The following is a 25,356-nucleotide window of genomic DNA, read 5'->3' on the forward strand; positions in this document are numbered from 1 at the left end:
ATAAGAGCCAGAGCGATTGCGCGCGCGAACCCTCTCCCTTTGGGAGAGGGTGGCTGCGGAGCAGCCGGGTGAGGGGTTGCGACATGTGCTGTCATGCGGTTGCGTCGAACCTACAAAGATTATTTCCCCTCACCCGACCCCGCCAAAAGCCCGTGGTTTACGACGGGCGTCTATATAGACGCCCTTTGGCGGGGCCACCCTCTCCCAAGAGGAGAGTGTTACGCGCCTACTTCCCAAGATGAGGGAGGGTTATGCGGCTACTTCCCAATCTCAACTCTCGCTCCCGCGCTGGTCGCGCGAAGGCCCTTCTTGTACATCGCCTCGACGAGCGCAGCCGGCTGCGTATAGGCTCCCGCCGTCTGCGCGCGCAGGCGAAAGGCGAAACGGTAGGTTCCCTTCGGTAGCGAATCATATGCGTAGAACACGCGGTCATCGCCGAAGGAGACCCAACTTGGCTGCAGCGTCGGCGCGATCGAGGGCTGCGCCTCGGCGGGCGCGGTTGCGATGTTGGGATTGAGCGGCTCATAGCCGGCGGCGAGCGGGATCGAGATCGCGATATGCGTGCGATCTTCGGGATTGACCACTTCCGCCGTCTCCTCGATGAGATCGCCTTGTTTCATCTGAAGAACGCCGTCGATGGGTTCGATCTTCTGCGGCGCCTTGCCGTTTTCGACGCGCCAGCTCTGTCTTGTGATCGTAAAGCCGTCGCTTGTCGGCTGAGCCTTTGCGCCGGGCTCGGCTGGCATGTAGCTGGTCTCGATCATCGCGACAAGCGGCGCATTGGAGCCATTGGCGATTTTCAGCGGTCCCTCGCTCTTCGACAGGTGACGGGCGACGGGATTGTTCGCGTCGATCGACAACGCGCGATCCTGTCCGCCATCATTGAAAGTCAGGCCGATCGACGCGACTGGCCGCCGCCAGCCTTCGGCCAGCGCTTCGATCGCGGCGGCGTCGGCGTTGGTCGTTCCCCAGCCGTCGCCTTCGCCAAGCCGCAGCAGCGCGTCGCGCAGCGCATTGGCGCGCGGATCGCCTGAGGCGACGAGCCCCGCTGCGCGAACCATCTCGGCGAGGTTACGCGTCTCGGAAGGCAGAATGATCGGCGTAGCGCTTTCCGCCGCCTGACCAGCATAGACCTGCACGCCATTGCGGCTCGCGAATTTCACGCGGCCCCACATCGTATCGATGAGCCCAGCGAGCGCGCGCTGATCGACATTAGGGAGAAGCGCGGCGGCGGAGGCCATCTGCGCGACGCTGATGTTGGGGAGGAAGTCGGCGCGACGCGCAAATTCCGCGACGTAGGATTCGTCGAGCTTGCCGCCTTCGGCGAGCGCTGAAAGCGCTTCGACGCGCTCGCGCAATTCATCGCCCGAAAGCAGCCGCGGATAATCGGAGCGCAACGACAATTTGAGGATATTGGCGAGACGATCCAAAAGGCTCTTGTCGATCGGCTCTCCGGCGCGCTCGGCCCGCGCAAGAAAATCATAGGCCCAGGCGGTCAGCGAGACAGTGCCGCGCGCGCGCGGCCAGAAGGCCACGAGCCCGTCAGCGTCGATCGACTGATCGATGATTTGCGCCGTCGATTTCACATTGGCTGAGACGCGATCCTCCAGCCCTGCCGCAGCGAGTATTGGCGCGAAGCTTTTTAGCGCCAATCCGCCGCGCGCAAGCGACAAGCGCTGCTCGGTGCAGCCATAGGGATATTCAACGAGCGCATTCAGTCCGGCGACGAGCTTCACAAGCGACGGGTCGGCGGCGACGATCGTCTCGCGCGAGAAGCTGCCGGGCCGCGCCTGCTCTCCAGCGGAAGCAATTGTCTTCGTTTCGCCGGGGGCGATCTCGACCAGTTCGAAGCGGCGTGTCGCTTCGCGATCCTCCTTCACGGGCAGGGCGATCTCGACCGCGTCTTTCGCGTGGTCGGCGTCGCGCTCTATGCGGAAGCCGAGCGTCGCATCGCCTGCGAGTTGGGCAGGCGCCGCGGCGCGCAGATCGATGCGCACAGGCTTGTTCTGAGTCCATTCAATCTTGCGGCTCGCGTCGCCTGAGAGCGTCAGCGCCGGCGCCGCGATCGACGCCTTGCCGGCGCCGCCCGGTCCTTCGACGATGCGCGCGACGAGGCCGATGTCGAACGCGTCGCCTGGGCGAATAAATCGCGGCAGCGCCGGCTGCGCGACCAGCGCCTGACGAATCAGCATTTCGCCGCCGGCGGCGCCGAAGCGGTCGGAACCGCTCACCGCTTTGGCGCGCAGCTTGAACACGGTGAGCGTATCGGGAAGCTGCACCTTGATTTTGGCGACGCCATCTGGACCGATCTTCACGCTTGGCAGATAGATCGGCACCGGCGTGAAATTCTTGCGCACGGAGATATTGTTCTCGGCGCCCCATTCCTGAAGTTCGTCGCCGTCGCCGCCGGCGATTTCCTCGAGCGGAATGACGCCGAAGGCCATGTTGCGCGTATCGCGCGCCGCCATCTTCGTTTCGCGCTCGACAATGAAATCCGGCAGCGGATCGAGCGGCCGTTCTTTTGCGAGCGAGAGCACCGCCTGATCTACCATCCAGAAAGTCGCCTCGCCGGAGAGCGGCTTGCCGGCGTCGTCCGAAAGCCGCAGCGCGACCTCGATCGCTTCGCCCGGGCGCGCCTTGGCCGGATGTTCGAGCTTCACATTGACGATGTTCTTTACGGGCGTCACCTCGACCCATTTCGTCGCGGCAATGGTGACGGGCTTGCCCTGATCGAAGGTCGCCGTCGGCTGCGGCGGCGCATCCTTCAGCCGTCCGCGCATGATCAGGAAGTGAACGGCGAGCTTCGGCGTCTGCTCCTTTTTTATTGGCAGCGCATAGCGGCCGAAGCCATTGGCGATGTCGACGAACTCATAGTCATAGACGCCGTTCGGCTGTTCAATGATGGCGAGCGCGCGCGCATTCTGGAACGGCGATTGGATGATGAGCGTCGCCACCTCGCCCGGCGCATATTTGTCCTTGTCGGTCGTGATCGTCGCGGACTCGGCCGGCGGACGCGCGAAGGTGACAGGCGTGTCGCCGCCGACGAAAAAGTCGACGCTCACCTGTTGCCGGCGCTTGAGCCTGTCATAGGCCTCCAGCTGCACGACATAGACGCCGGCGTTGCGGGTCTCCAATTCGACCTTCTGGGCCTCCTTCGCGCTCGTCACCTTGCGTTCGATCAGGACGTCGTCCTGCGCCTGCGTGACATATTTCGCTGCCCCTTGCGCGAAGTCCGACGCCTGCAGCGTCGAAATCCAATTGCGCTTGATGAGCCGCAGCGTCATCTCCAGGCCGACGACCGCCTCGCCCTTGCCGTCGATGGCGATGAGCTCCGGCGTGATGGCGCCTGGACGCTCGACATAGCGCGGCGTCTTCACGCCAAGCACGAAGGGCGGCAGCGCGATGACGTTCTGCACATTGCGCACTTCGACGCCGTCGTCGCCCGTCACCGTCGCTTCGATAGAATAGCGGCGCGGCTGCGCCGTCGGCTCGATCGCGGTGTCGAAAGTCATGCGGGCGGCGCCGCCGGCGTCGGTGCGCTGATCGCGTTCGAGCACCGCGGTCGATTTGAACTTGCCGTCGCCGGAGAAGCGCGCGTCTGTCGAAAAGAGAAAGCCTTCGCGTCCTGGCGGCGTGAAGACATGCGGAAATTGCGCGGCGCGCCATTTGACGGGGCGGTCAGCCGCAAGCCCGCCAGCGAAATAGCGGGCGAGGAGATCGACGTCGAAGGTTCCGTCGAGCGCAACGGTCTGTGGCGCATTGAGCACCACTTCGAAGGTCGGCAGACGATAGGCTTCCTTTTTGAACGTGAACTGGCCGCAGGAGATGTCTTGAGCGGGTTCCGCCGCTCCATTCTCTCCTTCAGCGGTTTCATCCGTTTCGCTCTTCTGCTCTTCGGACTTCTTGGCCTTTTTTGGCGCGTCCGGTTCGAACCGCGCCGAATAGTCGCCGGTCGCCTGAGTTTGCGCATCGAATTTGTGATAAAAGCCGCCGCTCGCGTCGAGCTTCACTGGTATGCGCCATTCCTGATTGCCGGGCCCCGTTACGACAAGCGTCCCGCCGGTCTTGGTCAGACTCAGCGCCCCGCCGCGGTAGCTGCGCACGAATCCTTTGATATGCGCGCTTTCCTCCGGCCGATAAATCGGCCGCTCGGAGAAGAGATGGCAGAGCGTGCGCGATTTTTCGGCGCGTGGCTGGTCAGCCTCGCTTGTCCAGGCAAGCCATTCCGACTCTGGCTTCGACCAGATTTCCCGCGAATATTCCGAAGGCGCGCTATTGGGGTCGATGACGAGCGTATCCAGTCCCTTGTTCACGACCACGCGCCGCGCTTCGCCGGCGCCGCGCTTATCCGGCGTCCAGGCGTAGAAGCCCGAAGCGTCGGTTGTTCCGCTCGCGAGCGTGACGAATTTTTCGTCCTTCAGTCCTTCGACGCGGATTTGCGCGCCGCTCACTGGCTGCGTCGTCGAGAGCGACGTGACGGCGAAGCGCACGCGGGTTGGTTCTTCGACGGCCGAAAGCGTGAGATCGGTGATTTGCACGCGGAGCCAGCGGCGTTTGTCGTCATCGACGGCGCGCAGGCCGACGAGATAGGTTCCCGGCTGTGCGCGGCCGCTGATCTTGGCGAAGTCCTCCTTAAGATCGACGCCGAATTTCGCGTCAGGGCCGTTGCGGCGGATCGGCAGATCGACGAGTCGCGACACTGCCGGCGAGCCGAGCGATTTGATGCGCTGCTTGATCGCGTCCGCCTCGATGTTGGCGTTTTCGCTCCATGTCTTCGGCTCGTTGCCGGGCAGGGGCGGGGCGTCGGAATCGCTCGTGTCGACGCCATGCGCAGGGAAGGGGAAGAAATCGCGCGACAGCGGATCGATGGCGTGGATGCGGATGTCGGCGCGGTCATATCCCCGGCCGCGCGCCGGCAGCAGCTGCGGACCGAAGCGTTCCGCGACCCCATAGCCCGCGTCCCATTGCAGCGCCGGCACATCGCGGGTGAAGGCGAAGCGCTGCGTGAATGCGGTCGCAAGCGCACGTCCTTGCGAGTCTTTCATCGCGCCTTGCGCGATCGAAAGCTCATAAACGCGGTCGGACAGGAATTTCGCGACGATGCGCAGTCGCCTGCCGTCGCTCTCGACGGCAAGATCGTCGACGGGCGGCGTAATTCGCAACGCCTCGCGCGCGCGCAAAATGTCGAGCGTCTCGGGCGTGGCGTTGAAAGAGAGCGCGAGCTGGCGCTTGCTCGCGGCGGAATAGGGCGGCGTAGCAACCTCGCCGCCTTCCTCTTCGCCGCTCTCCGGCGCAGGCGACATGAGATAGGACGCGCAGCGCAGCACATTGTCGGCGCGATCGTCGCTCCAGCCGCGCCCGCAACTTGCTTCGGTCGCGACGAAAGGCGGCGCGGTGCGCAGCCGCAATTCATAGGTCTGGTCGTCTAAACCGGCTTCGTCGGAAAGGCGCAGCCGCAGGATGGCGACCCGGCCATCCGCAATCCTTTCACGGAAGCGGATAACATAGGTCTGTTCCTCGGCGCGTTCGCCCCGCTCCAGCGCGCGGATCTCATAGGCCGAGGCGCTGAGCATTTGCCCGCCCTGTGGCGAGATGCCTGGCGAAGGACGAACTTCAATCGTGAGCAGCCGCGCCAGCGCGGCGACGTCGATGGGTTCGGCGAAGGTGAGCGCGATCTGCGTCAATTCAAGTTGCGGATCCGCGCCCTCGGCCGGGTTCGTTGATCGCGGCATCGGCAGCAGCGCGACGAGTTTCGTTTCCGCCGAACCGAGTTTCACGCTTACGCGCGACAGCGGCTTCCAGGCGTCGGCGGGGCGAAATTGCAAAGTGCGCGGACCGAGCCAGCGCCATTCACCTGCCGGCTGCGGCGTCATCGTCACATATTTTTGCGGCGAGTCTTCCGCGCCACCGTTCTTCGGTCCGGTGTCGCTGCCGAAGAAGACTGTCACCGGTTCATAGGCGCGCAGAAATTTGTCTGGCGCCACGCGTGTGCCGTCGGCGCGTTGCGCGTGGTCGAACACAGGCGGCGTTTCCGCGCGCAGCGGCGCCGCAGCGGCGAAGAGCGCACAAAGAAAGAGAAGCAGAAGTTTTTTCATCGCCGCGCCTTTCAAAGTCATTGCGCTTTGCTTTTCTTCATGCCGGCTTTATCGAGCAGCTCCGCCACGATTTCCGCCGGTGGGGCGTTTACAGGCGGAGACAGTCCGACGATCGCGACGCGGATCGTCGTCGCGGGAGCGTCAGGCGGCGTTCGCGCCTCGAGGAAATAGCGGCCGGGCGAGAGTTTCATCGTCTGCGCGACGCCTTCGCCGAGCGCTTTGCCTTGCGCATCCATGAGCCGCGCGCTGACGCGGTCGGGTTCGCCGCGAATGCCGAGTCCGATGTCGCGCGCTTCCTTCACCTCGAAGCTGAAGAGAGCGCTCGCGCCGGGCGACGCCGCCACGGCGTCGTTGACGCCTTCATGCGCCTCAACGACGGGCTGCGTCGAAATATCGAGCGCGCCGGAGAGCGTTCCTTCATAGGGCGCGTAAATGTCGAGCGTCGCTTCGCCCGGCGTCATGTAGCGACTGAGATCGACGCCATTCGCGAAAGCCAGCGTCTCGCGTCCGCCGTTTTGGGTAAAACTGACGATCGCCGGCGCGGCGCCCGTCGCTTTCAACAACGCAGGCTTGTCGCTCTTGACCGCGAAGCGCATCGCTGCGCCTTCGAGCGTCACGCGCTGTGGCGGATTGAGCGCGCGCGCCGCTGGCGTCGGCCAGGGGCTTGCTCCCGCGCGCTCGATCCAAAAGGCGACGAGCCCGGGCCCATGATCGATGATCGCTTCGCCCGCGCCATCGAGCGCGATGTTCTCGCCGCGGGAGATACGGCCATTGTTTGAAATGACGGTTGCTCTCGCGCCGCTGACAATCAGCCTGTCGTTCGTTCCAGCATCGAGCGGCAGCGAAATTTGCCCGGCTGCGGGGAAGAAACGCGTGAAGGCGCGCGTTACGTCGAGGCGCCGGTTCTCGCCCGGTTCGCGCGCAATGCGCGCCGGCAGCGGCGCTTGCGTCAGATTGACGAGAAGCGCGCGCGATTTGACGCCATGCAGAATGCGCGATGTTGCGGCGCCATCGCCGAAGACGACGCGGGGCTCGGCAAAAGCGGCGAGCCCACCCGCGAGGTCAATTGCGAGCGGACCGGCGGCCTCGTCCATGTCTATAGGCTGGACGCTCATCGGCGGGATAATTCCCGAAAACAGCGCGCCGCCTTTCACTGCCGGCCGGGCGTCGACGTCGATCGCACTTAAAGCCACACGCATCGGCGCGCTGCCTTCGGCGTTCCAAAGCGCGAGCGGCGCTTCGCCCGCAAGCGTCAAGGCGGCCCCCGGCGCGACGCCGACGCCGCGCCCGCCGTCGAGCGCGGGCTGCGCGAAGGCGGAACGCGCGAGCCACAGCCGCTGCTTGCCGGCGGGCGGCGCGAGGGGAACAAGATGCGCGCGCTCGCCCTCGCCGATGTCGAGCGAAATCTCAGCGCCCTTCCAGTCGAAGGCGGCGACGCCGATGCGCGCAGAACAATCCCCGCGGCTTATCAGCCACAGATCTTGCGCTTGCGGTGCCAGCGGTCCCGAGCGCGCCGGGCGCAATAAGCTTGCAGCCATCGAGCCGGCGGCGACGTCTTGCTGCGTGTCGAGGGTCACGAGCGAAGAGTCGGGCGCCGCGACTTTACCGACGCAGACTCCGGCGACGCCTTCGACTGGATCGAGCGCGACGTCGCCGAGCTGGCGCGCGCGACGTTCGACCGCGCGCGCGGAAAGCGTAATCGGCGCGTCGCCGCCGCCGATCGACCAAACGACGGCGCGCAATTCCCTGTCTCCGGCTGCAGGCCAGGCGGCGACGGGGCTGCGTCCGCGCTCCACGCCGATCGCGCGCCATTTGCCATCGGCGTCGCGCCGCTCGATCGAGATAGCGGCATCGCTTTCCGAGCGCGCGGCGATCAATGCGAGACTTCCGGCGGGCGCCGGGGCGAGGGAAAGGATATGCGCGCCGGCGCCGTTCAACGTCTTCTCGCCCGAAAACGGCAGCGGGCCGCCATTCTTCTCCTCAAGCAGCGACAGCCGAAGCTCGACGCCGCTTAATGGCGCGTCATCGTTTTCGGCCGTCTCTTCTTGACTGGCGCCTTCGCCGGAGGCCTCCCCATCATTGGAGACTTCTACGGTTTCCTCGCTGGACGCTTCCTGAGCTTCAACAGGCGCGCTCGGCTGAGCGCCAAGCGGCTCGAGCTCGAGCCGGTAATTTCCAGCGGGCAGCCGTCGGGACAGGGCGACATTCCAGTCGTCGACGCGTGGCTGCAGACGCTCGATCACGTCGCCCTTGCCGTCCTTCAATACGCCGATGGTTTCGATCGCGCCGAAGCTTGAAAGATCGACGACGCTGTCCTTCGCCAGTGAGAGATCGACGCGCGTCGGTGGTTCGATCGCGCGCGTGGCGCCGGGCTGCAACTCTTGCGAGTCGAGTGAAATCTCATAGTCGAGACGGTCGTCATGCGCGAGGCTTCGCGCCTCGACCCGGTAATCCCCCGCTGAGAGCTTCGATTTGAACGGCCTGCCAGCAGCGACCTTGCCGACGCTTTCCTTCTCGCCTTTAAAAATCTCGCCGACCATGCCTTCGCCGATCGAAAGATCGATCTCGGCGTCACCATAGAGGGAGAAGCGCCAGAGGTCCGGCGCGCGCGTCGCGTCGCGCGCCTGTGGCTCGCGCCATTGCAGCCGCTGCGTTTCGCCGAAGGGCAGGGGATGTGGGCCGTGGCCCTCCAGCGTCTTCGCGGGGACGACTGGCGTCAGTCGCGCGACCATGCGCGCTTCGACGTCTTTGGGCATGACGACCAGCCGATAGGCGCCCTTCTCGAATCGCCGCGTCAGGCGCTGCGTTTCGCCTGGCGCCGCGAGCGGCCAGCCGTCGGCGTCCTCCAATCTCGCGCGCCATTTCTGCTTCAGTCCGAGAAGCTCGATGCGATATTCGCCCTCGCGCGCGATCTCGATCGGCACGATCGCGCCCTTGCCTGAATCGAGCGTTGCGCGCGCAATTCCTGCGTCGACGAGTTTCGCCGTCGGCGCGAGAATCGCTGGCGAGATGGCAAGGCCCAAATGGCCGGAAGAGTCTTTCGCCGTTACGGCCGCGCGATAGGCGCCGGCGCGCAGAAAGGCCGTCACAAGCGCATTGGCGCCAGGGCCATTCGCTTCGCCTTCGCCAAGGCGCGGCGAAACATTGGCGCCGACGCGAAGCGCCGTCTTCATGCGCCCGAGCGTTTCGACTCGATAAAGGCCGCCCTGAGGGACATCAAAGCGCAGACGCTTCGTTTCATCGCGCGTAAGATCAAAGAAGGCCGGACGCGCAACGGAAGCGGAAAGCGCCATCGATGTCGGCTTACCCGATTCTTCCACCTTCGCCGGCGTGGTTTCAGGAACGAAGATGAGCCCGAGCGCGCGCGATTTTTCGGCGGCGGCAATCCTTATCGTCGCGAGGCGTTGCTCGTTCTCTTCTCTTTGATCGGCGTACGTCAGCGCGATATCGACGTTACGCGAATCGCGCGCAACCACTTTGCCGGTCTTTGGAAGCCGAACAGGCAGCGCAAGCTCCTTGCCGGCGTCCTGCCATATAGCTAATGGCGCCTTGTCGAGTTCGGCGGGAAGCGCGACGACGCGCGGCCCGGTCAAAAGTTGCGGCGCGACATTCGTCAGGATGAGATAGGAGCCCTCTTTTTCGAGCGTCTGAGTCCCAAAAGAAATGGATGGGCGCGAGAGCGTCGGCGCTGGCGCTGGCGCAGAAAGACCGGGAGGCCCGAGCGTCACGTCGATGACGCCGCCAGAGTCGCCTTTCGGCTCTAGCCTCAGGAAATAATAGCCCGCTTGGAGATCGTAGCGCGCTGAGTTTTTCCCGTCCGCGCGCGGCGCGAGCGCGCCAAGCGCGGGTTCGATGAAGGCGTCGATCTTGACGCCTTTTGCGTCGATTGCGACGAGCCCATCCCGCGTCGCCTCGAAGAGGATCGACGTCGGGCCGAACAGATTAAATTTTCCCCGCCACGCCTTTCCAGCGTCGATGCGCGGCGCGTCAGAAGCGATCACCCGCGTCTTGCCGTCGCGCTCGATACGCGCGAAGAGCGCTGTCGCCGGCGCTTCATCGCCGCCGTCGCCAGCGAGGTCGACGCTGACGAGATGCGGTCCTGACGCCTCGAACGTTTCGTGATCCGATTGGCGCAAACCGCGCAATGTGAACGCCTGGCCCTCATAGCCGGAGACTTCAAGACGCGCGTTCGTTTTGCCGTCAGAGGCTAGTCGGACGTTTGCGGAGGGCGTTCGGCTGTTCTTCGAGATCGTCGCGATCTCTTTCGATTCATTGCGCCGCGCTTCGAGCCGCGCGGGCGTTGTCTGCGTAAGGTCGAGACGGAAGGCGTCGTAGCTTGCCGGCGCATCGAAGCGCGCGGCGCCGAACGGGCCGATCACCCCCTCGGCGACGCCAGCTGCAAGCAACGTCGGCTCTTCAAGCCGCAGCATGAAAGGCTGTGCAGCGTCGCCTTGCGCCCAGACGAGTTTTTCGCCGCCGTAGGCGGTGACGACATAGCGTCCCGGCTCCAATGCGCCTTCGAGGCGCAGCCGGTTCATGGCGCGGCCGGGCTTTGTTTCAACCGTTTCCTGTTCGAAAGCGAGATCGACAAGTTCGCCATCGGCGCGCCAGACGCGCAGCTCGCTGAGCGCGCGACCGATCGCCTCGAGGCTTACACGACTTTCCGCGCCGACGTCGAAGGCATAGGAACGTTGCTGCAGATCCCCGAGTTCGCCGCTTTGAATGCGTCCCGGCGCGAGCGTCGGTTTCGATCCTTCTGCTTCAACGAAATTCTGTGCGGACAGCGCCGTCTTGCCGTTTGCGCCTTTCACGCCGAAGACACGCAGCTTGTAGACGCCCTTATCGAGCAAGGCGTCGATGCGTCCGTCGCGCAGGCCGGGCGCGCCGCTTGAATCAAGCGGGCCGGCGATCATGTCGACGAGTTCGATGCGCGCGCCTGATGGACTTTTTGCGCGGATCGAATAGCGGCCTAGCGCGGGAACGGTCAGAAGACTCGCGCCGTCATGGTCCGCTGGCAGTTCGCTCGGCGCAAAACTGATTGAAGCTTGTTTCGCTCTTGTTTCGGCGACGGCGGTTTGCGTGGCGCGCCATAAGGGCTGCGCGAAATACGCCACGGACGCAGCGAGAAGAGAGAACGCGATCCGCCGCATAAGCGTACCGTACACCAGCCGGGGATTCGCCGGGAGGGGCGCATCGCCGCTGGTTGCGAGCATAGGCCGCGCGCCGCGCCTGAGTCGAGAGCGATGCGCCTCTTGCTGCGACGATTCCTTCATGCCCTTGTCCCACGCGCTCTTTCCCACCGGCCCGTTTGGAGCCGGCCAAAATATCTTTTAGGCTAGGTTTTGTGACTGGGGATTGCGCGAGCGCACATCAAACCGGAGAATTCGGCATGCGGCGGTCGGTATTGGCCTTGGTTCTTTACGCCGCGCTCTCGTGTGGCCAGGAAGCGGCGGCGATAAAGCTGATGCTGGCCTATCCGGCGGTGCTCCGCGCAGGTCCCGAGGAGCACTATGCGGCGATTGAGACGGCGCCGGCGGGGACTGAAGTCAAAATCATACGCGACGATCCGAGCTGGACGCGCATCGCCGTTGGAAACAGGCGCTTTTTCGTCGCGACGCTCGAACTTGTCTTCGTATCCTCGAGGGTCACCGAGACGTCGGGCTGCGATTTTGGCTATCCTTATTCAGGCAGCAATCAATATTTCACCTGGCCGCCGACTGAGTTACGCCACAGCTGGCCGCTTGGCGAGCTGTTCGGCTACCACAACCGGTTTCCTTGCTAGAGCATGGGATTAAAGGCCGGCGTGCGCCAGTTCGACCTGCGGCGGCCGCGTCGCCTTATCCTCGAACTTCGCGCGATAGACGACGAAATTCTCCATCACGCGCTGCACGTAATTGCGCGTTTCGGTGATGGGAATCCTCTCCACCCAGTCGATCGGATCGACATTGGGCTTGCGCGGGTCGCCATAGGCGTCGATCCATTGTTTCACCCGCCCGCCGCCGGCGTTGTAGGCGGCGAATGTGAGGAGATAGGCGCCTCGATATTCCCCAAGCAGAATGCCGAGATGCGCCGCGCCGAGCTGGGCGTTGAACGGCGGATCGTTGAGCATCCGCGACATGTCGAAGCTCACGCCGCGCATAGAGGCGGTGTGCCGCGCGGTCGAGGCGATCATCTGCATCAAGCCCATAGCGCCGGCGGATGAAACGGCCTTTGGGTCAAAGGCGCTTTCCTGCCGCGCGACAGCGAAGACGATCGAGCGCGACGCCGAGCCTGGAAGCGCGTTGAAGGTTGGAACCCCGTAGGCGGGGAAGGCGACGTCATCGAGCGCAATTCCCCGGTAGGACGCCGCCTTGCCGTAAACGAGCGAGAGTTTGGCGTCTCCTTGCCGAGCGATGACATCCCCGAGCGCTGCGACTTGGGTCTCATCTTGCAAATACTTGGCGCCGTCGAGCGCAAACGGCGCAGCAATGTCCTTCTCGCCGAGCGCGAACAGCAACTCCGCCACCCGAACCGCTTCGTGACGGCTTTCGCCCGAGGCGGCCGCAGGCGCCGGACGAATTGGCCGATCTTCCGCGCCCAGGCGCGCGCTGGCGAGCTGTCCATAGAAGGTGGTCGAATGCGCCGCCGCCTGCTGATAAAAATCGAGCGCCCTCGAGTCGTTCTCGACTTCCGCCGTGCGGCCCAACCAGTACGCCGCCCGCGATTTCTGCAGCGGAGTCTCGGCAATCTCGGCGAGCAGCTTGAAATGCCGCTCAGCCTTGATCGGATCGTTTAAGAATCGCAGAGCGATCCAGCCGGCGCTGAATTCGGCGTCGACTTTGTTGCTGGTCTTAATCGCGGCGTGCTGTGCGCAAAGAATATAAGCGGTCTGGGAATCGCCCTGATCGAGCAGCTTACGCGCAACAAGGCGCCGCTCCTCCCACCAGGCGTCGCCGTCGACGACGAGTTCAGCTTCGTGCGGCGCTTTGCGCAGCAGCGCGCCAGCTTCGGCGAATTTATTGGCCGTGCGCAGCTTGTGAACGCGTCCGTAGAGCAGACCGGGATCGTCCTGCAGCGACGAAGGCACATTCGCGATCAAACGGTCGGAGCCAAGAATGCGGGCGCGGGCGAGCAGGGTGACATCCTTGCCGGCGAGCTCCGCGGCTCGCAAAGCCAACACATTCTTGCTCGCATAAAGAAGGCGGTCGGCGCGAAACTTATGGTCGGCCGCCGTCAGAAGCTCGCCAAGCTCCTTAGTAAAGGCCGTATCGAATCCCTGTCCGATATCGTCGTAGCGCCAGGCTTGGCGCGCTAGCGCCGCGGCCGCCTCGAAATTTCCTTCTCGCGCCAGCGCTCGCGCCAGCGCATATCTCCCATATCCGGTGAGCGGCTTTGTTTCGGCGAACCACGCCAACACGGTTTTGTCGGGATGGCGCTCCGCGACCAGCGCCTCCTCGCCGCGGCGGCGTAGCCAATCCGCGGCGGGCCAGTTGGGGTGGGCGGCGAGGAATGCGGAGATTCGCTTGAAGCCGGCTTCGCGCGCGTGAAGACGAAGGGCGACCCAGCGCGCTGCGGCGTCAGCGAGGGAGCCCTTTATCCGCGCTGCGTCCTCATCGCCGTGAGAGAAATCGCCAGCCTTGTAGAAGGCGACCGCTTGGATGAAAGCGTCGGCGTCGTCGCCGAGCAAAGCCGCAGCGGTTGCCGCCGCCACCTTGGCGCCATTCGACCGGCGCAAAGTCGGGGCGTTCGCCACGATCGGGGGTAGTGCGCCGTCTTCCGCGCCAAAGAGCGAATTTCCGAGAGGATGCGCCGCCTCTTTGTCGGAGCGGTCGCGCTCGATGAATTCACGCACAGTCACCTGCAAGGAGCCGACCCGAGAGCGCCAGACGCCGAGACTAAGGGGAACTGTGGGCGTCCAGCGCCAGAGCGATATGCGCTTCGCTTCGCCGTCGCCGAGACGGTCAAGTCCACTGAAGGCGGGCGCGGCGATCGCGAGGGCAGCCACGCCGATCGTCAGTCTGAAGCGCGTCGCAACACGTCGAGGCAACATCATCACCGCGTTTCCCTACTGGCGTGAAAAGCTGCTCTCATTTGCTTTACGAAGGGTCAACTCCCTGCGCCGCTTACGATTTCGATATCTCGCGGCCTCCTATTATAGCCTAGGGCTTTCCCGAACGCAGCCCAACGGCTATGAAGGGCGCCTCAATATTAGCGACGCGATTGCGGCGGCTCTGGGGCGTAGGGAAAGCTTTGATTCAATGAATGGAAAGCCGATTTTTCATGGGTCGATGACGGCCCTGGTCACGCCGTTTTCCCATGGAGAAGTCGATTATGACGCACTTCGCGCGCTGATCGATTGGCAGATCGAGAATGGGACGCACGGGCTCGTGCCGGTCGGCACCACGGGCGAAAGCCCGACGTTAAGCCACGAGGAGCATGGTCGCGTCATTACCGAGACGATTCGCGCCGCGCGGGGGCGCGTGCCGGTTGTCGCCGGGGCGGGCTCGAACAATACGCGCGAGGCGATCGCCATCGCCGGCCATGCGGAGCGCGCCGGAGCGGACGGTCTCCTCATCGTTACGCCCTACTACAACAAGCCCAATCAGGAAGGGCTGTATCTGCACTTCAAGGCGATCAACGACGCCGTCTCGATCCCTATTATTATTTACAACATCCCGCCGCGATCGGTCATCGACATGAGCGTCGAGACGATGAAGCGTTGCGCCGGCTTAAAGAATATCGTCGGCGTGAAGGACGCGACCGGCAATATCGGCCGCATTTCACTTCAACGCGAGGCGATGGGTCCGGATTTCATCCAGCTTTCTGGCGACGATCTCACGGCGCTCGCCTGCATGGCGGCGGGCGCGCATGGCTGCATCTCGGTCGTCGCCAATATCGCGCCGCGGCTCTGCGCCGATTTGCAGAATGCCTGTCTCGCTGGCGACTACGCCAAAGCGCTGGAGATTCAGGACAGGCTGACGCCGTTGCACGTTGCGACTTTTCTTGAGGCCGGGGTCACAGGCGCCAAGTATGGTCTCTCGCTTCTCGGCAAGGCCGAGGAGGGGGTGCGGCTTCCGCTGGTGCCGTGCACTCAACCCACCAAGGACCGCATACGGGCAGCGATGGTTCACGCTGGCGTGCTCGCGGCTTAAATTTCAGATCGCGTTTCGCCTTCGTCGAAACGCTTCGAGGGCAGTCAGTGGCCGCAAAGCCGGAGCCGAATTTCAAGGTCGTCGCCGATAACCGCAAGGCGCGCTACAACTACGAAATCGGCGAGACTTTCGAAGCGGGACTGGCGCTGACGGGCACCGAGGTGAAGTCGCTGCGCACCGGCAAGGCGACGATTGCCGAGAGCTACGCCCATGTCGACCGGCAAGGCGAGGCTTGGCTCGTCAACGCCAACATTCCGGAATATCTGTCCGGCAATCGCTTCAATCATCCGCCAAAGCGACCGCGCAAACTGCTGCTCAAGTCGCGCGAGCTAGCCAAGCTCTCTCAGGCAGTCGAGCGGGAAGGCATGACAATCGTGCCGCTCAAGCTTTACTTCAACGCCAAGGGTAGGGCGAAGCTGCAACTCGCGTTAGCAAAGGGCAAGAAGCTGCACGATAAACGCGAAGTCGAAAAGAAGCGGGACTGGAGCCGAGAAAAAGGTCGGCTGCTTCGCGCGCGCGGCTGAATCGAACCATAAAAAATTCGGCGTCTCGAAGACGAGACGCCGAAGCATTGGCCTTCACTTAATCGCTGAGCGTTATTCGCCTTCATCTTCGGCGTGAGCCGCTTGGGGTGCCGGACGCGGACGCTCCTGATAGCGCTGCATACGCTCGGCGCGCTCGCCGGGATCGCGGCCGATCTTTCCGACAAGATGGATGAGGTCGATGAACTCGTCCGCCTGCCGACGCAGTTCGTCAGCGATCATCGGAGGTTGGGTGGTGATCGTCGAGATCACCGAGACCCGCACGCCGCGCCGCTGTACGGCTTCGACCAGAGAGCGGAAGTCGCCGTCGCCTGAGAACAGAACCATGTGGTCGATATGCTCCGCCATCTCCATGGCGTCGACCGCAAGTTCGATGTCCATATTGCCTTTAACTTTGCGACGGCCCAGAGAATCGACGAATTCCTTCGTCGGCTTCGTCACAACGGCGTAGCCGTTGTAGTCCAGCCAATCGATCAAAGGCCGGATCGATGAATACTCCTGATCCTCGATCAGCGCGGTGTAGTAGAAGGCCCGGATCAGCCGGCCCTTGCCCTGAAATTCGCGGAGCAAACGCTTATAATCAATATCGAATCCCAACGATTTAGCGGTCGCGTAGAGGTTCGCGCCGTCAATGAATAACGCAATTCGTTCGATATCTGCCATCTCAGTCTCACGGTCGGGTTGTTATGTTAATTTCGTGCGGAACTGGCTAACGCCGTCAACCCGCAGCTCGGCGTCGCTTCAATTTTTTCCAAGTTCAGCGCCGAAAGTCTCAAGGGCGATTGCGCCGTTCTCGCGGCGCCGCCCGAGCCTTTCCGCAGCCATCCCTGAAAAAGCGCAGCGCGCGTCTCCTGAGATACATCGCCTCTCGATGTCGGAGCGTCAAGAGGATTAGCGACTTTTTGCCGACAAATCATGGAGCGTCTTCTAGAGAAACAAGGTCAAATACCGTCAGCAAAGCATCTAGCGCCAAGAGATTATTGCCTAATTTTCATAATTGGCGTATCAGCCCTACTCTCGAACCGAATGGAGCTTGACAGCAGATGGCGCGCGTTACTGTCGAAGATTGTATCGACAAGATCGAAAACCGCTTCGACCTCGTCCTTCTTGCTGCGCATCGGGCGCGGAACATCTCGTCTGGTCAGCCGATTCTTGTCGATCGCGACCGCGACAAAAATCCCGTTGTCGCTCTGCGCGAGATCGCTGAAACGGCGTTTGCGCCGGAAGACCTTTCCGAGGACTTCATTCACTCGCTTCAGCGTCACGTCGAAGTCGACGAGCCGGAAGCCGAAGCTGCGCCTGCCTTGACGCCCGCAGTTGGCGGCGAGCTCGAAGGCGAGGCGCAATTCGACCGCATGACCGAAGAAGATCTGCTGCGCGGTCTCGAAGGGCTGGTGCCGCCCGCCGAAGTCGAGGACGAAGCAGAGTAGTCGGCGGTCGGGCTAAACTTCTTGAGCTGTTCGCCTGGTAAGTCCGGGCAGCAGCCGCGCATTTGCGCGTCGTCGCTGTTGGTCATAGCGGCCACCCTGCGCTATTCTTGATTTAATGCTCCTGCCGCTCCGGCGCCGCTCGTCTGCTTTGTGCGTTAAATCGACGCATGGGTGGCGGGCGCGTCGGCGCATAACCATTCTTCGGCGCCACCCACATGATGCGTCAGTACGAACTCGTCGAACGCGTGCGGAAGTATAATCCGCGCGTCGACGAGGATTTGTTAAACCGGGCCTATGTTTACGCCATGAAGGCGCATGGGGCGCAAACCCGCGCCTCCGGCGATCCCTATTTTTCGCATCCGCTCGAAGTCGCCGCGATCCTCACCGACCTGAAGCTCGACGACGCGACGATCGTCGCGGCGGTGCTACACGATACGCTCGAAGACACCGACGCGACGCGCGAAGAGATCGACCGGCTGTTTGGGGAGCAGATTGGCAGACTTGTCGAGGGCCTGACCAAGATCGAGAAGCTCGATCTTGTCACCAAACAGGCGCGGCAGGGCGAGAATTTCCGCAAATTGCTGCTCGCCGTCGCCGAAGACGTGCGCGTGCTGCTGGTCAAGCTCGCCGATCGCCTGCACAATATGCGCACACTGCATTTCGTGCCGCAGGACAAGCGCGCGCGCATCGCTCAAGAGACGCTCGACATCTATGCGCCGCTGGCCGGCCGCATGGGCATGCAGCGTCTGCGCGAGGAACTCGAGGGCCTCGCCTTTCGCCATCTGATGCCGGAAGCGCATCAGACGATCGAGCAGCGCCTGCACGATCTGCGCACAAAGAACGGACGCATCATCAAGCGCATCGAGGACGAACTCGCTAAGGAGTTCGCGGCGCGGGGCATCACTGCGGCGGTCACCGGACGCCAGAAGTCGCCCTATTCGGTGTGGCGCAAGATGGAGCGCAAATCGATTTCCTTCGAGCAGCTTTCCGACATTTTCGGCTTCCGGATCATCGTCGGGACCGTGGAGGACTGCTATCGCGCGCTTGGCGTCGTGCATTCGAAATGGCCCAACGTTCCCGGCCGTTTCAAGGATTACATCTCGACGCCGAAACAAAACGACTATCGTTCGATCCATACGACCGTGATCGGTCCCGGCCACCAGCGCGTCGAACTTCAGATTCGCACGGCTGAGATGCATGAGATCGCCCGCTTCGGCATCGCCGCACATGCGCTTTATAAGGACGCCATTGGGGCGCAGGGTCGCGAGGAGCTCGCCAAGGAAAGCCGCGCCTTCCGTTGGCTGCAGGAAACGCTCGATCTCCTCGCGCATGGCGACAATCCCGAGGAATTCCTCGAGCACACCCGTCTGGAACTGTTCCAGGATCAGGTGTTCTGCTTCACGCCGAAGGGCGGATTGATCGCGCTGCCGCGCGGGGCGACGCCGATCGATTTCGCCTATGCCGTGCACACCAAGCTCGGCGATTCAGCGGTTGGCGCGAAGATCAACGGACGCGTCGCCCCGGTGCTGTCGCAGCTGAAAAACGGCGACGAGGTCGAGATCATCCGCGCCGAGGGGCATGTTCCGCCGGCCGCCTGGGAGGCGGCGGTCGCGACCGGCAAGGCGCGCGCCGCGATCAGGCGCGCGACGCGTGACGCCGTACGCCAGCAATATGCAGGGCTTGGCCGCCAGATCGTCGAACGCGCTTTTGAGCGCGCCGGCCGCGTCTGGAGCGAGGACAAGCTGAAATCGGCGCTAATGCGGCTCGCGCGCCCTTCAGTCGAAGACGCGCTCGCCGCCGTGGGCCGCGGCGAAATCTATTCGGGCGACGTCGTAAAGGCGGTCTATCCCGATTTCAGCGAAGAGCGCAGAGCCGCGCCGAGGCCCATCGGTCCGGGCGAACCAGGATGGTTCGGCGTCAAGGCGAACGCCAATGTGGTTTTCAAGGCGCCGGGCGCGAAAGACGGCGGCAGCGCCATCCCCATTCGCGGATTGCGCGGCGACGCGCCGGTGCGTTTCGCGCCGGAAGGGGGCGCGGTGCCGGGCGACCGCATCGTCGGCATTTTTACGCCCGGCGAAGGCATCACCATCTATCCGATTCAGTCGCCGTCGCTCACCGCCTTTGACGATCAGCCCGAACGCTGGCTCGACGTGCGCTGGGATATCGAAGCCGGCTCTTCCGCATTGTTTCCCGTCCGCATCGTCGTGACAGCGATCAATGAGCCGGGCTCGCTCGGCGCGCTCGCGACGCTGATCGGCGAGACCGGCGCCAATATCGACAACATCAGTTTCAAGGCGCATTCGCCTGACTTTCGCGAGATGACCTTCGATCTCGAAGTCGCCGACTTGAAACATTTGAACGGCGTCGTGACGCGCCTGCGCGCCAGCCCCTTGGTGAGCAAGGTCGAAAGGGTGATTGGGTGAGAGCGTAGCTGTGAGCGGTTTCAATCAGGTTCGATAATGAGCCTTATGCGACACGCGGAGCTTGGAGCGCATTACCATCAGCGATTAATGTTCAGCTTCCAAATTTCTACAAGATACGAATTTCATATAGTTTTTTGGCTTAGGTAAATTCAGCTTCTCTAAATTGATTAGAGCGTCCTCGATCCAGTTACGTGCTTCAACAACGGGGTCTATAGTAACCGTAGAATCGCTACCATCGTCATTCATGTGTTTGACCGAGTTTTTTGACCCCAGCGTAATTCCTAACGCTTTTTTGCGTTCGGTTTTTTGAGCGGTTTCGTATTCGACCTCTTTCCCGCTTTCAAGCACTTGGAACCCTATTTGGGCTTTCAAAGCGATAGTAGAAATGCGTTCATCTTTGGGCAAGTGTCTTCCGAATAATTCCTCTGCCGCCCCTGCCAAATGGATGGCTGAAAAGTAGCTTCGCTTCTCGATATATAGTTGCATCGCCGTATCGAGATACTCGTGCGCAATGTCCAGTTTTGTGTAAGTGGCTTCGGCCATTTGGCCTCTCCCCAAGTAACGCCTGTTCGTCCACTCTACGCGCATGTGCAAAAATCAAGACTTCTGCCGCATCTCCGCCTGAGCTTTTAGAGCGGAATTCATCGCCTCAAACCCTTGCTGGGTCGCCGGCAACATCCCGCTCAACATTCCGGCCAAGAGGCCCGAAAATATTTCCCCGTGCCTTAGGCGCGTTCGCTTCTCATCAAGCGGCTCAAGCAGGAAATAATGTTCGCCATCGAGCAACCCTTTGACGAATACCCGTCCAAGCCAGCGCAATTCTGAATTAGGACTCAGCGCGAGGACCACCGGATTAAACCGCATGGCGGGTTTACCCGGAGGAGCAATCCTAAGAGAGAGCGTTTCTCCTTGCGCCAGATTTCCAGAGATCCCGGTGATGAAGGGGTTCCATGAAGGCATGTGGTTGAAATCAGTTAAGATGCCCCAGACGCAAGCTGCAGGAGCTTCGATCTCGATTTCTGTTTCAATATGGCGTTGAACCATTCGCTCCTCCGCTGCTCCTAATTCGGTGCAAAAACTAGGGATGGCGCCAAACCGGCCGGATCGATTTTCAAAGAGTTGTGCAGAAACCTCCAATGGCGAGCGTGCCGCCTGCGCGCTATGAGAGAGCATGACGATCAAATCCCTTTGCCTTGGCGTCAATGTCGATCATGTCGCGACCGTCCGCACCACCGCCAGACCCTACTTGAGCGGCAAATATATCTCGGTCAAATGGCGATGTTCGGGCGTATCGTGATCGAGGTTCAGATAGTGGAAATAGACCGGGAAATCCCGAAGTTCTTCTCCAGATTCCGGCAGCCAATGGCGATAGAGCGCATAAACGCTCTCGTCGATCCGGTCGCGCGAACCGGCATGGACCGTCATGGCGCAGCGTCCGCCGGGGATCGTCTTCGTCACGACGCCTTGTTCATTGCCGGCGACCGGCTCCGTCACCGATCCGCAAATATCGAAGCGAAACTCCTCCGGCGGCGTCGTATTGGGGTCATTATACGGCACCCCATAGGTCTCGCACTGGCTGACGGGAGAAAGTCCGGACGACTTTCGCCAGGCGATGAAGCGCTGCACTGAATCGTTGAGCAGCGCCGGCGCGCCTCGATGTTCGAGCGCCGCGACCAATATCGGTTCGACGTCGATGATCTTTACGTCCATGTCATTCGTCCTTTCGCTGAGTGGGAGGCTTATGCGAGATCGCGCGCTCCATGACGCCCAGTCCGGCTTCTTGCGGAACGCGCTGGGCGTCTGGCCGAATGCGGCTTTGAAGGCGCGCGAGAATGATTCAGGATTTTCGAACCCTGAATCCAAAGCGACGTCGGTGATCGGCGCGGTCGGATTGAATGCGAGACGATAGGCGGCTCTCTTGAGCCTCATGAATTGAATGTAGCGTGAGAGGCTAATCCCGCAGTGTTGGGAAAATTGCCGATGGAAATGGAATTTTGAAAAGTTCGCGACGTCGCTCAGCACGTCGACGGTAAGGTCTTCGTAGAGATGCTTGTCAATGTAAGCGAGCACGCGATTGATGCGTCGCGCATAGACGGGTTCCTTTGATCTTGTCCTGGTCTCCATTTTTGCATCGTATCAAGCGCGGGGACCGACTTCTTGACCGAAATTGCTCATTGAGCCGCTGCGCCAGCCGCGCGCCCAATGACAAACCGTCCGCCCGCGCGCTATAGGAGCGCAATGACCTCGCCTCCCCTTCGCCTTGGCGTCAATGTCGATCATGTCGCGACCGTCCGCAACGCGCGCGGCGGCCCGCGGCCCGACCCAGTGCGCGCCGCGCTGCTCGCCATCGAAGCCGGCGCCGACGGGATCACCGCGCATCTGCGCGAAGACCGCCGTCACATCAACGACGCGGACATGGCGCGGTTGAAGGCGGCGATATCGAAGCCGCTCAACTTCGAAATGGCGGCGACCGAGCAGATGCTCGACATCGCCGTCGCGACGGCGCCGCACGCCGTCTGCCTCGTGCCGGAAAAGCGCACCGAGCGCACGACCGAGGGCGGCCTCGATGTCGTCGGCCAGCACGACTACCTTATGCCTTACGTCGATCAGCTGACTCGAGAGGGCGTGCGCGTGTCGCTTTTCATCGAGCCCTCGACGGAGGCGCTCGACGCCGCCGTTTCCATCAAGGCGCCGGTCGTGGAGCTCCATACGGGCGCCTGGTGCCACGCCGTCGAGGTCGGCGATACGCGGCGGGCGGAGGCGGAGTTCGCGCGGATCGCTGAGGCTGCCGACTATGGCGCGCAGCGTGGGCTCGAAATCCACGCGGGGCATGGCCTCGATTATGAGACGGCGCGCCGAGTCTGCGCGCTGCCGCAGGTCGTCGAGCTCAACATCGGGCATTTTCTCATCGGCGAGGCGATATTCGTCGGGCTCGCGGAGGCGATCCGGCGCATGCGTCAGGCCATGGAGCAGGGCCGGGCGCAACCTCTCTGAAGCCGAGGCAGCCTGGTCGGCGCGTAGGCAGGGAAAGCCCTGGCGTTAGCGTTAATCCCACAATCCGCCAAGTCTTGGCTGAATGGCTAAAGTGGCGCGTGGTCATCTATTTGACGCTAACCCGTCGCAATCGTTTGGCGCCGGCGCAGGTTCTCATCGAAGCTGTAGCGTGGTAAGCGGGACGGCCGGGCGGGCCGACGCCGCCCAAATGCATGAGGAGTGAGTCGGCTTGAGCAGGAACGTTCCGGTGGCTGAAAAGCGCGAAGAGGGCGGTTTTTTAGAAACCATTAAGGTCATCCTCCAGGCGCTGGCGATCGCGCTCGTCATCCGCACGCTGCTCTTTCAGCCGTTCAATATTCCTTCCGGCTCGATGATCCCGACGCTGCTCATCGGCGACTATGTGTTCGTGTCGAAATATTCCTACGGCTATTCGAATTACTCGATGCCGTTTGGGCCCGATATTTTTTCCGGCCGCATTCTGGCGTCGCCGCCGAACCGCGGCGACGTTGTCGTCTTCAAGCTGCCGCGGGACAATGAGACCGACTATATCAAGCGCGTCATCGGCCTTCCCGGCGACCGCATCCAGGTCATCGACGGTCGGCTTTACATCAACGGCGTCATCGTGCCGCGCACGCCGATCGAAAAGGCCGTGACTGAAAATCGCGAGGGACGCGACGTCCCTGTGACGACCTACAGGGAAACGCTGCCAGGGAACAGCGATCATCCGCCGGTCGAACACACGATCATCGAAATCGAGGGCGATCACGGCATCAACGACAGCACCGAACTCTTCGTCGTTCCGCCTGATCACTATTTCATGATGGGCGATAACCGTGACAACTCCACCGACTCGCGCATCGCGCCGGAGCTTGGCGGCGTCGGCTTTGTGCCTTTCGTCAATCTCGTGGGCCGCGCCGAGATCATTTTCTTCTCGGTCAAGAAAGATGAATCGGCGCTCGCCTTCTGGCGCTGGCCATGGTCGGTGCGTTGGGACCGGCTGTTTCGACCTGTTCATTGACCAGACGCGCGGGCGTGACATGACGCGCGGCCGCGACGAGGGGCTCGCCGCGCTCGAAGCGCGCATCGGACATGAATTTGCCGATCCGACCCTGCTCGCGCGCGCGCTGACCCATGTCACCGCCTCCTCCGCCCGGCGCGACTCATACGAGCGGCTCGAGTTTCTGGGCGACCGGGTGCTCGGTCTCGCCGTCGCCCACATGCTCTACGACGCCTTTCCGAACGAGAGCGAGGGCGAGCTGTCGCGTCGTCTCGCAGCGCTCGTGCGCAAGGAGACCTGCGCCGAGGTTGCGGAGACCTGGGGCGTTGGCCCTGCGATGCGACTTGGCGAGGGCGAGGCCCAGACTGGCGGACGCGGCAAACGCGCCTTGCTGGGCGACATTTGCGAAGCGATCATCGGCGCGGCCTTTCTCGACGGCGGCGCGGCCGCGGCCGAACGCATTGTCCGCAAGGCTTTCAGCAACCGCATGGCGAGCGGCCAGGATTTGCGTGACGCCAAGACCGCCTTGCAGGAATGGGCGCAGGCGCGTGGCCTGCCCACGCCGCGCTACCAGCTTGTCGCCCGCAGCGGACCGGACCATGCGCCTTTCTTCGAAGTCGCCGTGGATGTGAAAGGATTTCCGCCGACGCCGGGCTCGGGCGCCTCGAAACGCGCCGCCGAACAGGCCGCCGCGGCGGCCTTTCTGGTGCGTGAAGGCGCTGGCGCAGGAAAGGGCGAGGCGTGAGCGAAGGGCGCCACGCGCAGCGAGAAGAGACGCGTTGCGGCTTCGCGGCGCTCGTCGGCGCGCCCAACGCCGGCAAGTCGACGCTGCTCAATCAGCTCGTCGGCGCCAAGGTCTCGATCGTGTCGCGCAAGGCGCAGACGACTCGGGCGCTGGTTCGCGGCATCGCCATTGAGGCCGTAACGCAGATCATCCTTGTCGATACGCCAGGCATCTTCAAACCGAAGCGCAGGTTGGATCGCGCCATGGTCGCAAGCGCGCTGTCGGGCGCCGCCGACGCCGACGTGATTGCGTTGCTCGTCGATTCGCGCAAAGGCCTGGATGAGGAGGTTGAAGCAATATTAACGCAGCTTCAGCAGACGAGGGCGCCGAAACTTCTCGTCCTGAACAAGATCGACCTCATTCCCCGCGAAAAGCTGCTTGCGTTGGCGCAGACGCTGAACGCGCGCGAGAAATTCGACGAAACTTTCATGATTTCGGCCTTAAACGGCGACGGCGTCGACGATCTGCGACGGGCGCTCGCGCAGCGCATGAAGCCTTCGCCCTGGCTCTATCCCGAAGACCAACTCTCCGACGCGCCGCTGCGGTTGCTCGCCGCCGAGATCACGCGCGAGAAAATCTACGAGCGCCTGCACGACGAATTGCCCTATCAGTCGACGGTCGAAACCGAGTCCTGGACAAACCAAAAGGACGGGTCGGCGCGTATCGAGCAGACGATCTATGTCGCGCGCGACAGTCAGAAGAAGATCGTCCTCGGCGAGGGCGGCCGCACCATTAAGGCGATCGGCCAGGCGGCGCGCAAAGAAATCGCCGAAGCCGCTGAACAGCCGGTGCATCTCTTCCTTTTTGTGAAGGTTCGGGAGAATTGGGCCGACGATCCGGAGCGTTACCGTGAGATGCGGCTGGAGTTTCCAAAAGGCGAGTAGTATTCAAAACGACAAGCGCAGCCGTTTGTCGATTCTCTCCTTTATTCTCATCAATGCGCCGACTGCGTCGGAGCCA

Annotated in this window: 16 protein-coding genes; 9 read left to right on the top strand and 7 right to left on the bottom strand. The window is 62.6% G+C overall.

Going from position 1 to position 25,356, the window contains the following annotated elements; all coding sequences use genetic code 11:
- Nucleotides 1-257: 257 nt before the first annotated feature.
- Nucleotides 258-6,095, bottom strand: a complete 5,838-nt coding sequence (locus FEV16_RS00855; protein ID WP_246657104.1) for an MG2 domain-containing protein — start codon at nt 6,093-6,095, stop codon at nt 258-260.
- Nucleotides 6,096-6,112: 17 nt separating this feature from the next.
- Nucleotides 6,113-11,260, bottom strand: a complete 5,148-nt coding sequence (locus FEV16_RS00860) for a hypothetical protein (protein ID WP_246657105.1) — start codon at nt 11,258-11,260, stop codon at nt 6,113-6,115.
- Nucleotides 11,261-11,484: 224 nt separating this feature from the next.
- On the opposite strand from FEV16_RS00860, the gene FEV16_RS00865 reads away from it, so the two are divergent.
- Nucleotides 11,485-11,877 carry an SH3 domain-containing protein gene (locus FEV16_RS00865; protein WP_138165724.1) on the top strand — a complete coding sequence of 131 codons (393 nt, stop codon included), beginning with the start codon at nt 11,485-11,487 and terminating at the stop codon, nt 11,875-11,877.
- Between the two features lie 9 nt (nt 11,878-11,886).
- On the opposite strand, the gene FEV16_RS17400 is transcribed toward FEV16_RS00865, so the two are convergent.
- A complete protein-coding gene (locus FEV16_RS17400; RefSeq protein ID WP_138165725.1) occupies nt 11,887-14,127 on the bottom strand; it encodes a lytic transglycosylase domain-containing protein in 2,241 nt (746 codons plus the stop codon).
- A gap of 205 nt (nt 14,128-14,332) precedes the next feature.
- Here FEV16_RS17400 and dapA point away from each other — a divergent pair, with 205 nt between their 5' ends.
- On the top strand, nt 14,333-15,226 hold the full coding sequence (gene dapA, locus FEV16_RS00875) for a 4-hydroxy-tetrahydrodipicolinate synthase (protein ID WP_138165726.1): 894 nt from the start codon (nt 14,333-14,335) through the stop codon (nt 15,224-15,226).
- 47 nt (nt 15,227-15,273) lie between these two features.
- Nucleotides 15,274-15,750 (top strand): SsrA-binding protein SmpB, encoded by a 477-nt coding sequence (gene smpB / locus FEV16_RS00880; protein ID WP_138165727.1) that lies wholly within the window; start codon nt 15,274-15,276, stop codon nt 15,748-15,750.
- A 72-nt stretch (nt 15,751-15,822) separates the two neighbouring features.
- Here the strand turns inward: smpB and FEV16_RS00885 are convergent, their stop codons facing one another.
- Nucleotides 15,823-16,431 carry an NYN domain-containing protein gene (locus FEV16_RS00885; RefSeq protein WP_138165728.1) on the bottom strand — a complete coding sequence of 203 codons (609 nt, stop codon included), beginning with the start codon at nt 16,429-16,431 and terminating at the stop codon, nt 15,823-15,825.
- Between the two features lie 380 nt (nt 16,432-16,811).
- Between FEV16_RS00885 and rpoZ the strand changes: the two genes are divergently transcribed.
- Entirely contained in the window at nt 16,812-17,198 is a 387-nt protein-coding gene (gene rpoZ / locus FEV16_RS00890) for a DNA-directed RNA polymerase subunit omega (protein ID WP_138165729.1), read from the top strand.
- A 215-nt stretch (nt 17,199-17,413) separates the two neighbouring features.
- Entirely contained in the window at nt 17,414-19,621 is a 2,208-nt protein-coding gene (locus FEV16_RS00895; RefSeq protein ID WP_138165730.1) for a bifunctional (p)ppGpp synthetase/guanosine-3',5'-bis(diphosphate) 3'-pyrophosphohydrolase, read from the top strand.
- An 84-nt stretch (nt 19,622-19,705) separates the two neighbouring features.
- On the opposite strand, the gene FEV16_RS00900 is transcribed toward FEV16_RS00895, so the two are convergent.
- The 3 genes from FEV16_RS00900 to FEV16_RS00910 all read right to left on the bottom strand — a co-directional run bounded on the left by FEV16_RS00900 (nt 19,706) and on the right by FEV16_RS00910 (nt 21,745).
- A complete protein-coding gene (locus tag FEV16_RS00900) occupies nt 19,706-20,164 on the bottom strand; it encodes a hypothetical protein (protein WP_138165731.1) in 459 nt (152 codons plus the stop codon).
- 54 nt (nt 20,165-20,218) lie between these two features.
- Nucleotides 20,219-20,794, bottom strand: a complete 576-nt coding sequence (locus FEV16_RS00905; RefSeq protein WP_246657176.1) for an SRPBCC domain-containing protein — start codon at nt 20,792-20,794, stop codon at nt 20,219-20,221.
- Between the two features lie 69 nt (nt 20,795-20,863).
- Nucleotides 20,864-21,745 carry an AraC family transcriptional regulator gene (locus FEV16_RS00910; protein WP_138165732.1) on the bottom strand — a complete coding sequence of 294 codons (882 nt, stop codon included), beginning with the start codon at nt 21,743-21,745 and terminating at the stop codon, nt 20,864-20,866.
- Between the two features lie 114 nt (nt 21,746-21,859).
- Between FEV16_RS00910 and FEV16_RS00915 the strand changes: the two genes are divergently transcribed.
- From FEV16_RS00915 to era, 4 genes are all read left to right on the top strand, one after another.
- Entirely contained in the window at nt 21,860-22,615 is a 756-nt protein-coding gene (locus tag FEV16_RS00915; protein WP_138165733.1) for a pyridoxine 5'-phosphate synthase, read from the top strand.
- 247 nt (nt 22,616-22,862) lie between these two features.
- The gene (gene lepB / locus FEV16_RS00920; RefSeq protein WP_138166425.1) at nt 22,863-23,633 is read left to right on the top strand and encodes a signal peptidase I; all 771 of its coding nucleotides are present in this window, start codon (nt 22,863-22,865) and stop codon (nt 23,631-23,633) included.
- 19 nt (nt 23,634-23,652) lie between these two features.
- Nucleotides 23,653-24,357, top strand: coding sequence for a ribonuclease III (gene rnc, locus FEV16_RS00925; protein WP_138165734.1), 705 nt, complete (start codon nt 23,653-23,655; stop codon nt 24,355-24,357).
- Entirely contained in the window at nt 24,354-25,280 is a 927-nt protein-coding gene (era, locus tag FEV16_RS00930) for a GTPase Era (RefSeq protein ID WP_138165735.1), read from the top strand. The genes rnc and era overlap by 4 nt, the downstream gene beginning before the upstream one ends.
- The last annotated feature ends 76 nt before the right edge of the window (nt 25,281-25,356 follow it).

Source organism: Methylocystis sp. B8 (assembly GCF_005771425.1).
Taxonomy (GTDB): Bacteria; Pseudomonadota; Alphaproteobacteria; order Rhizobiales; family Beijerinckiaceae; genus Methylocystis.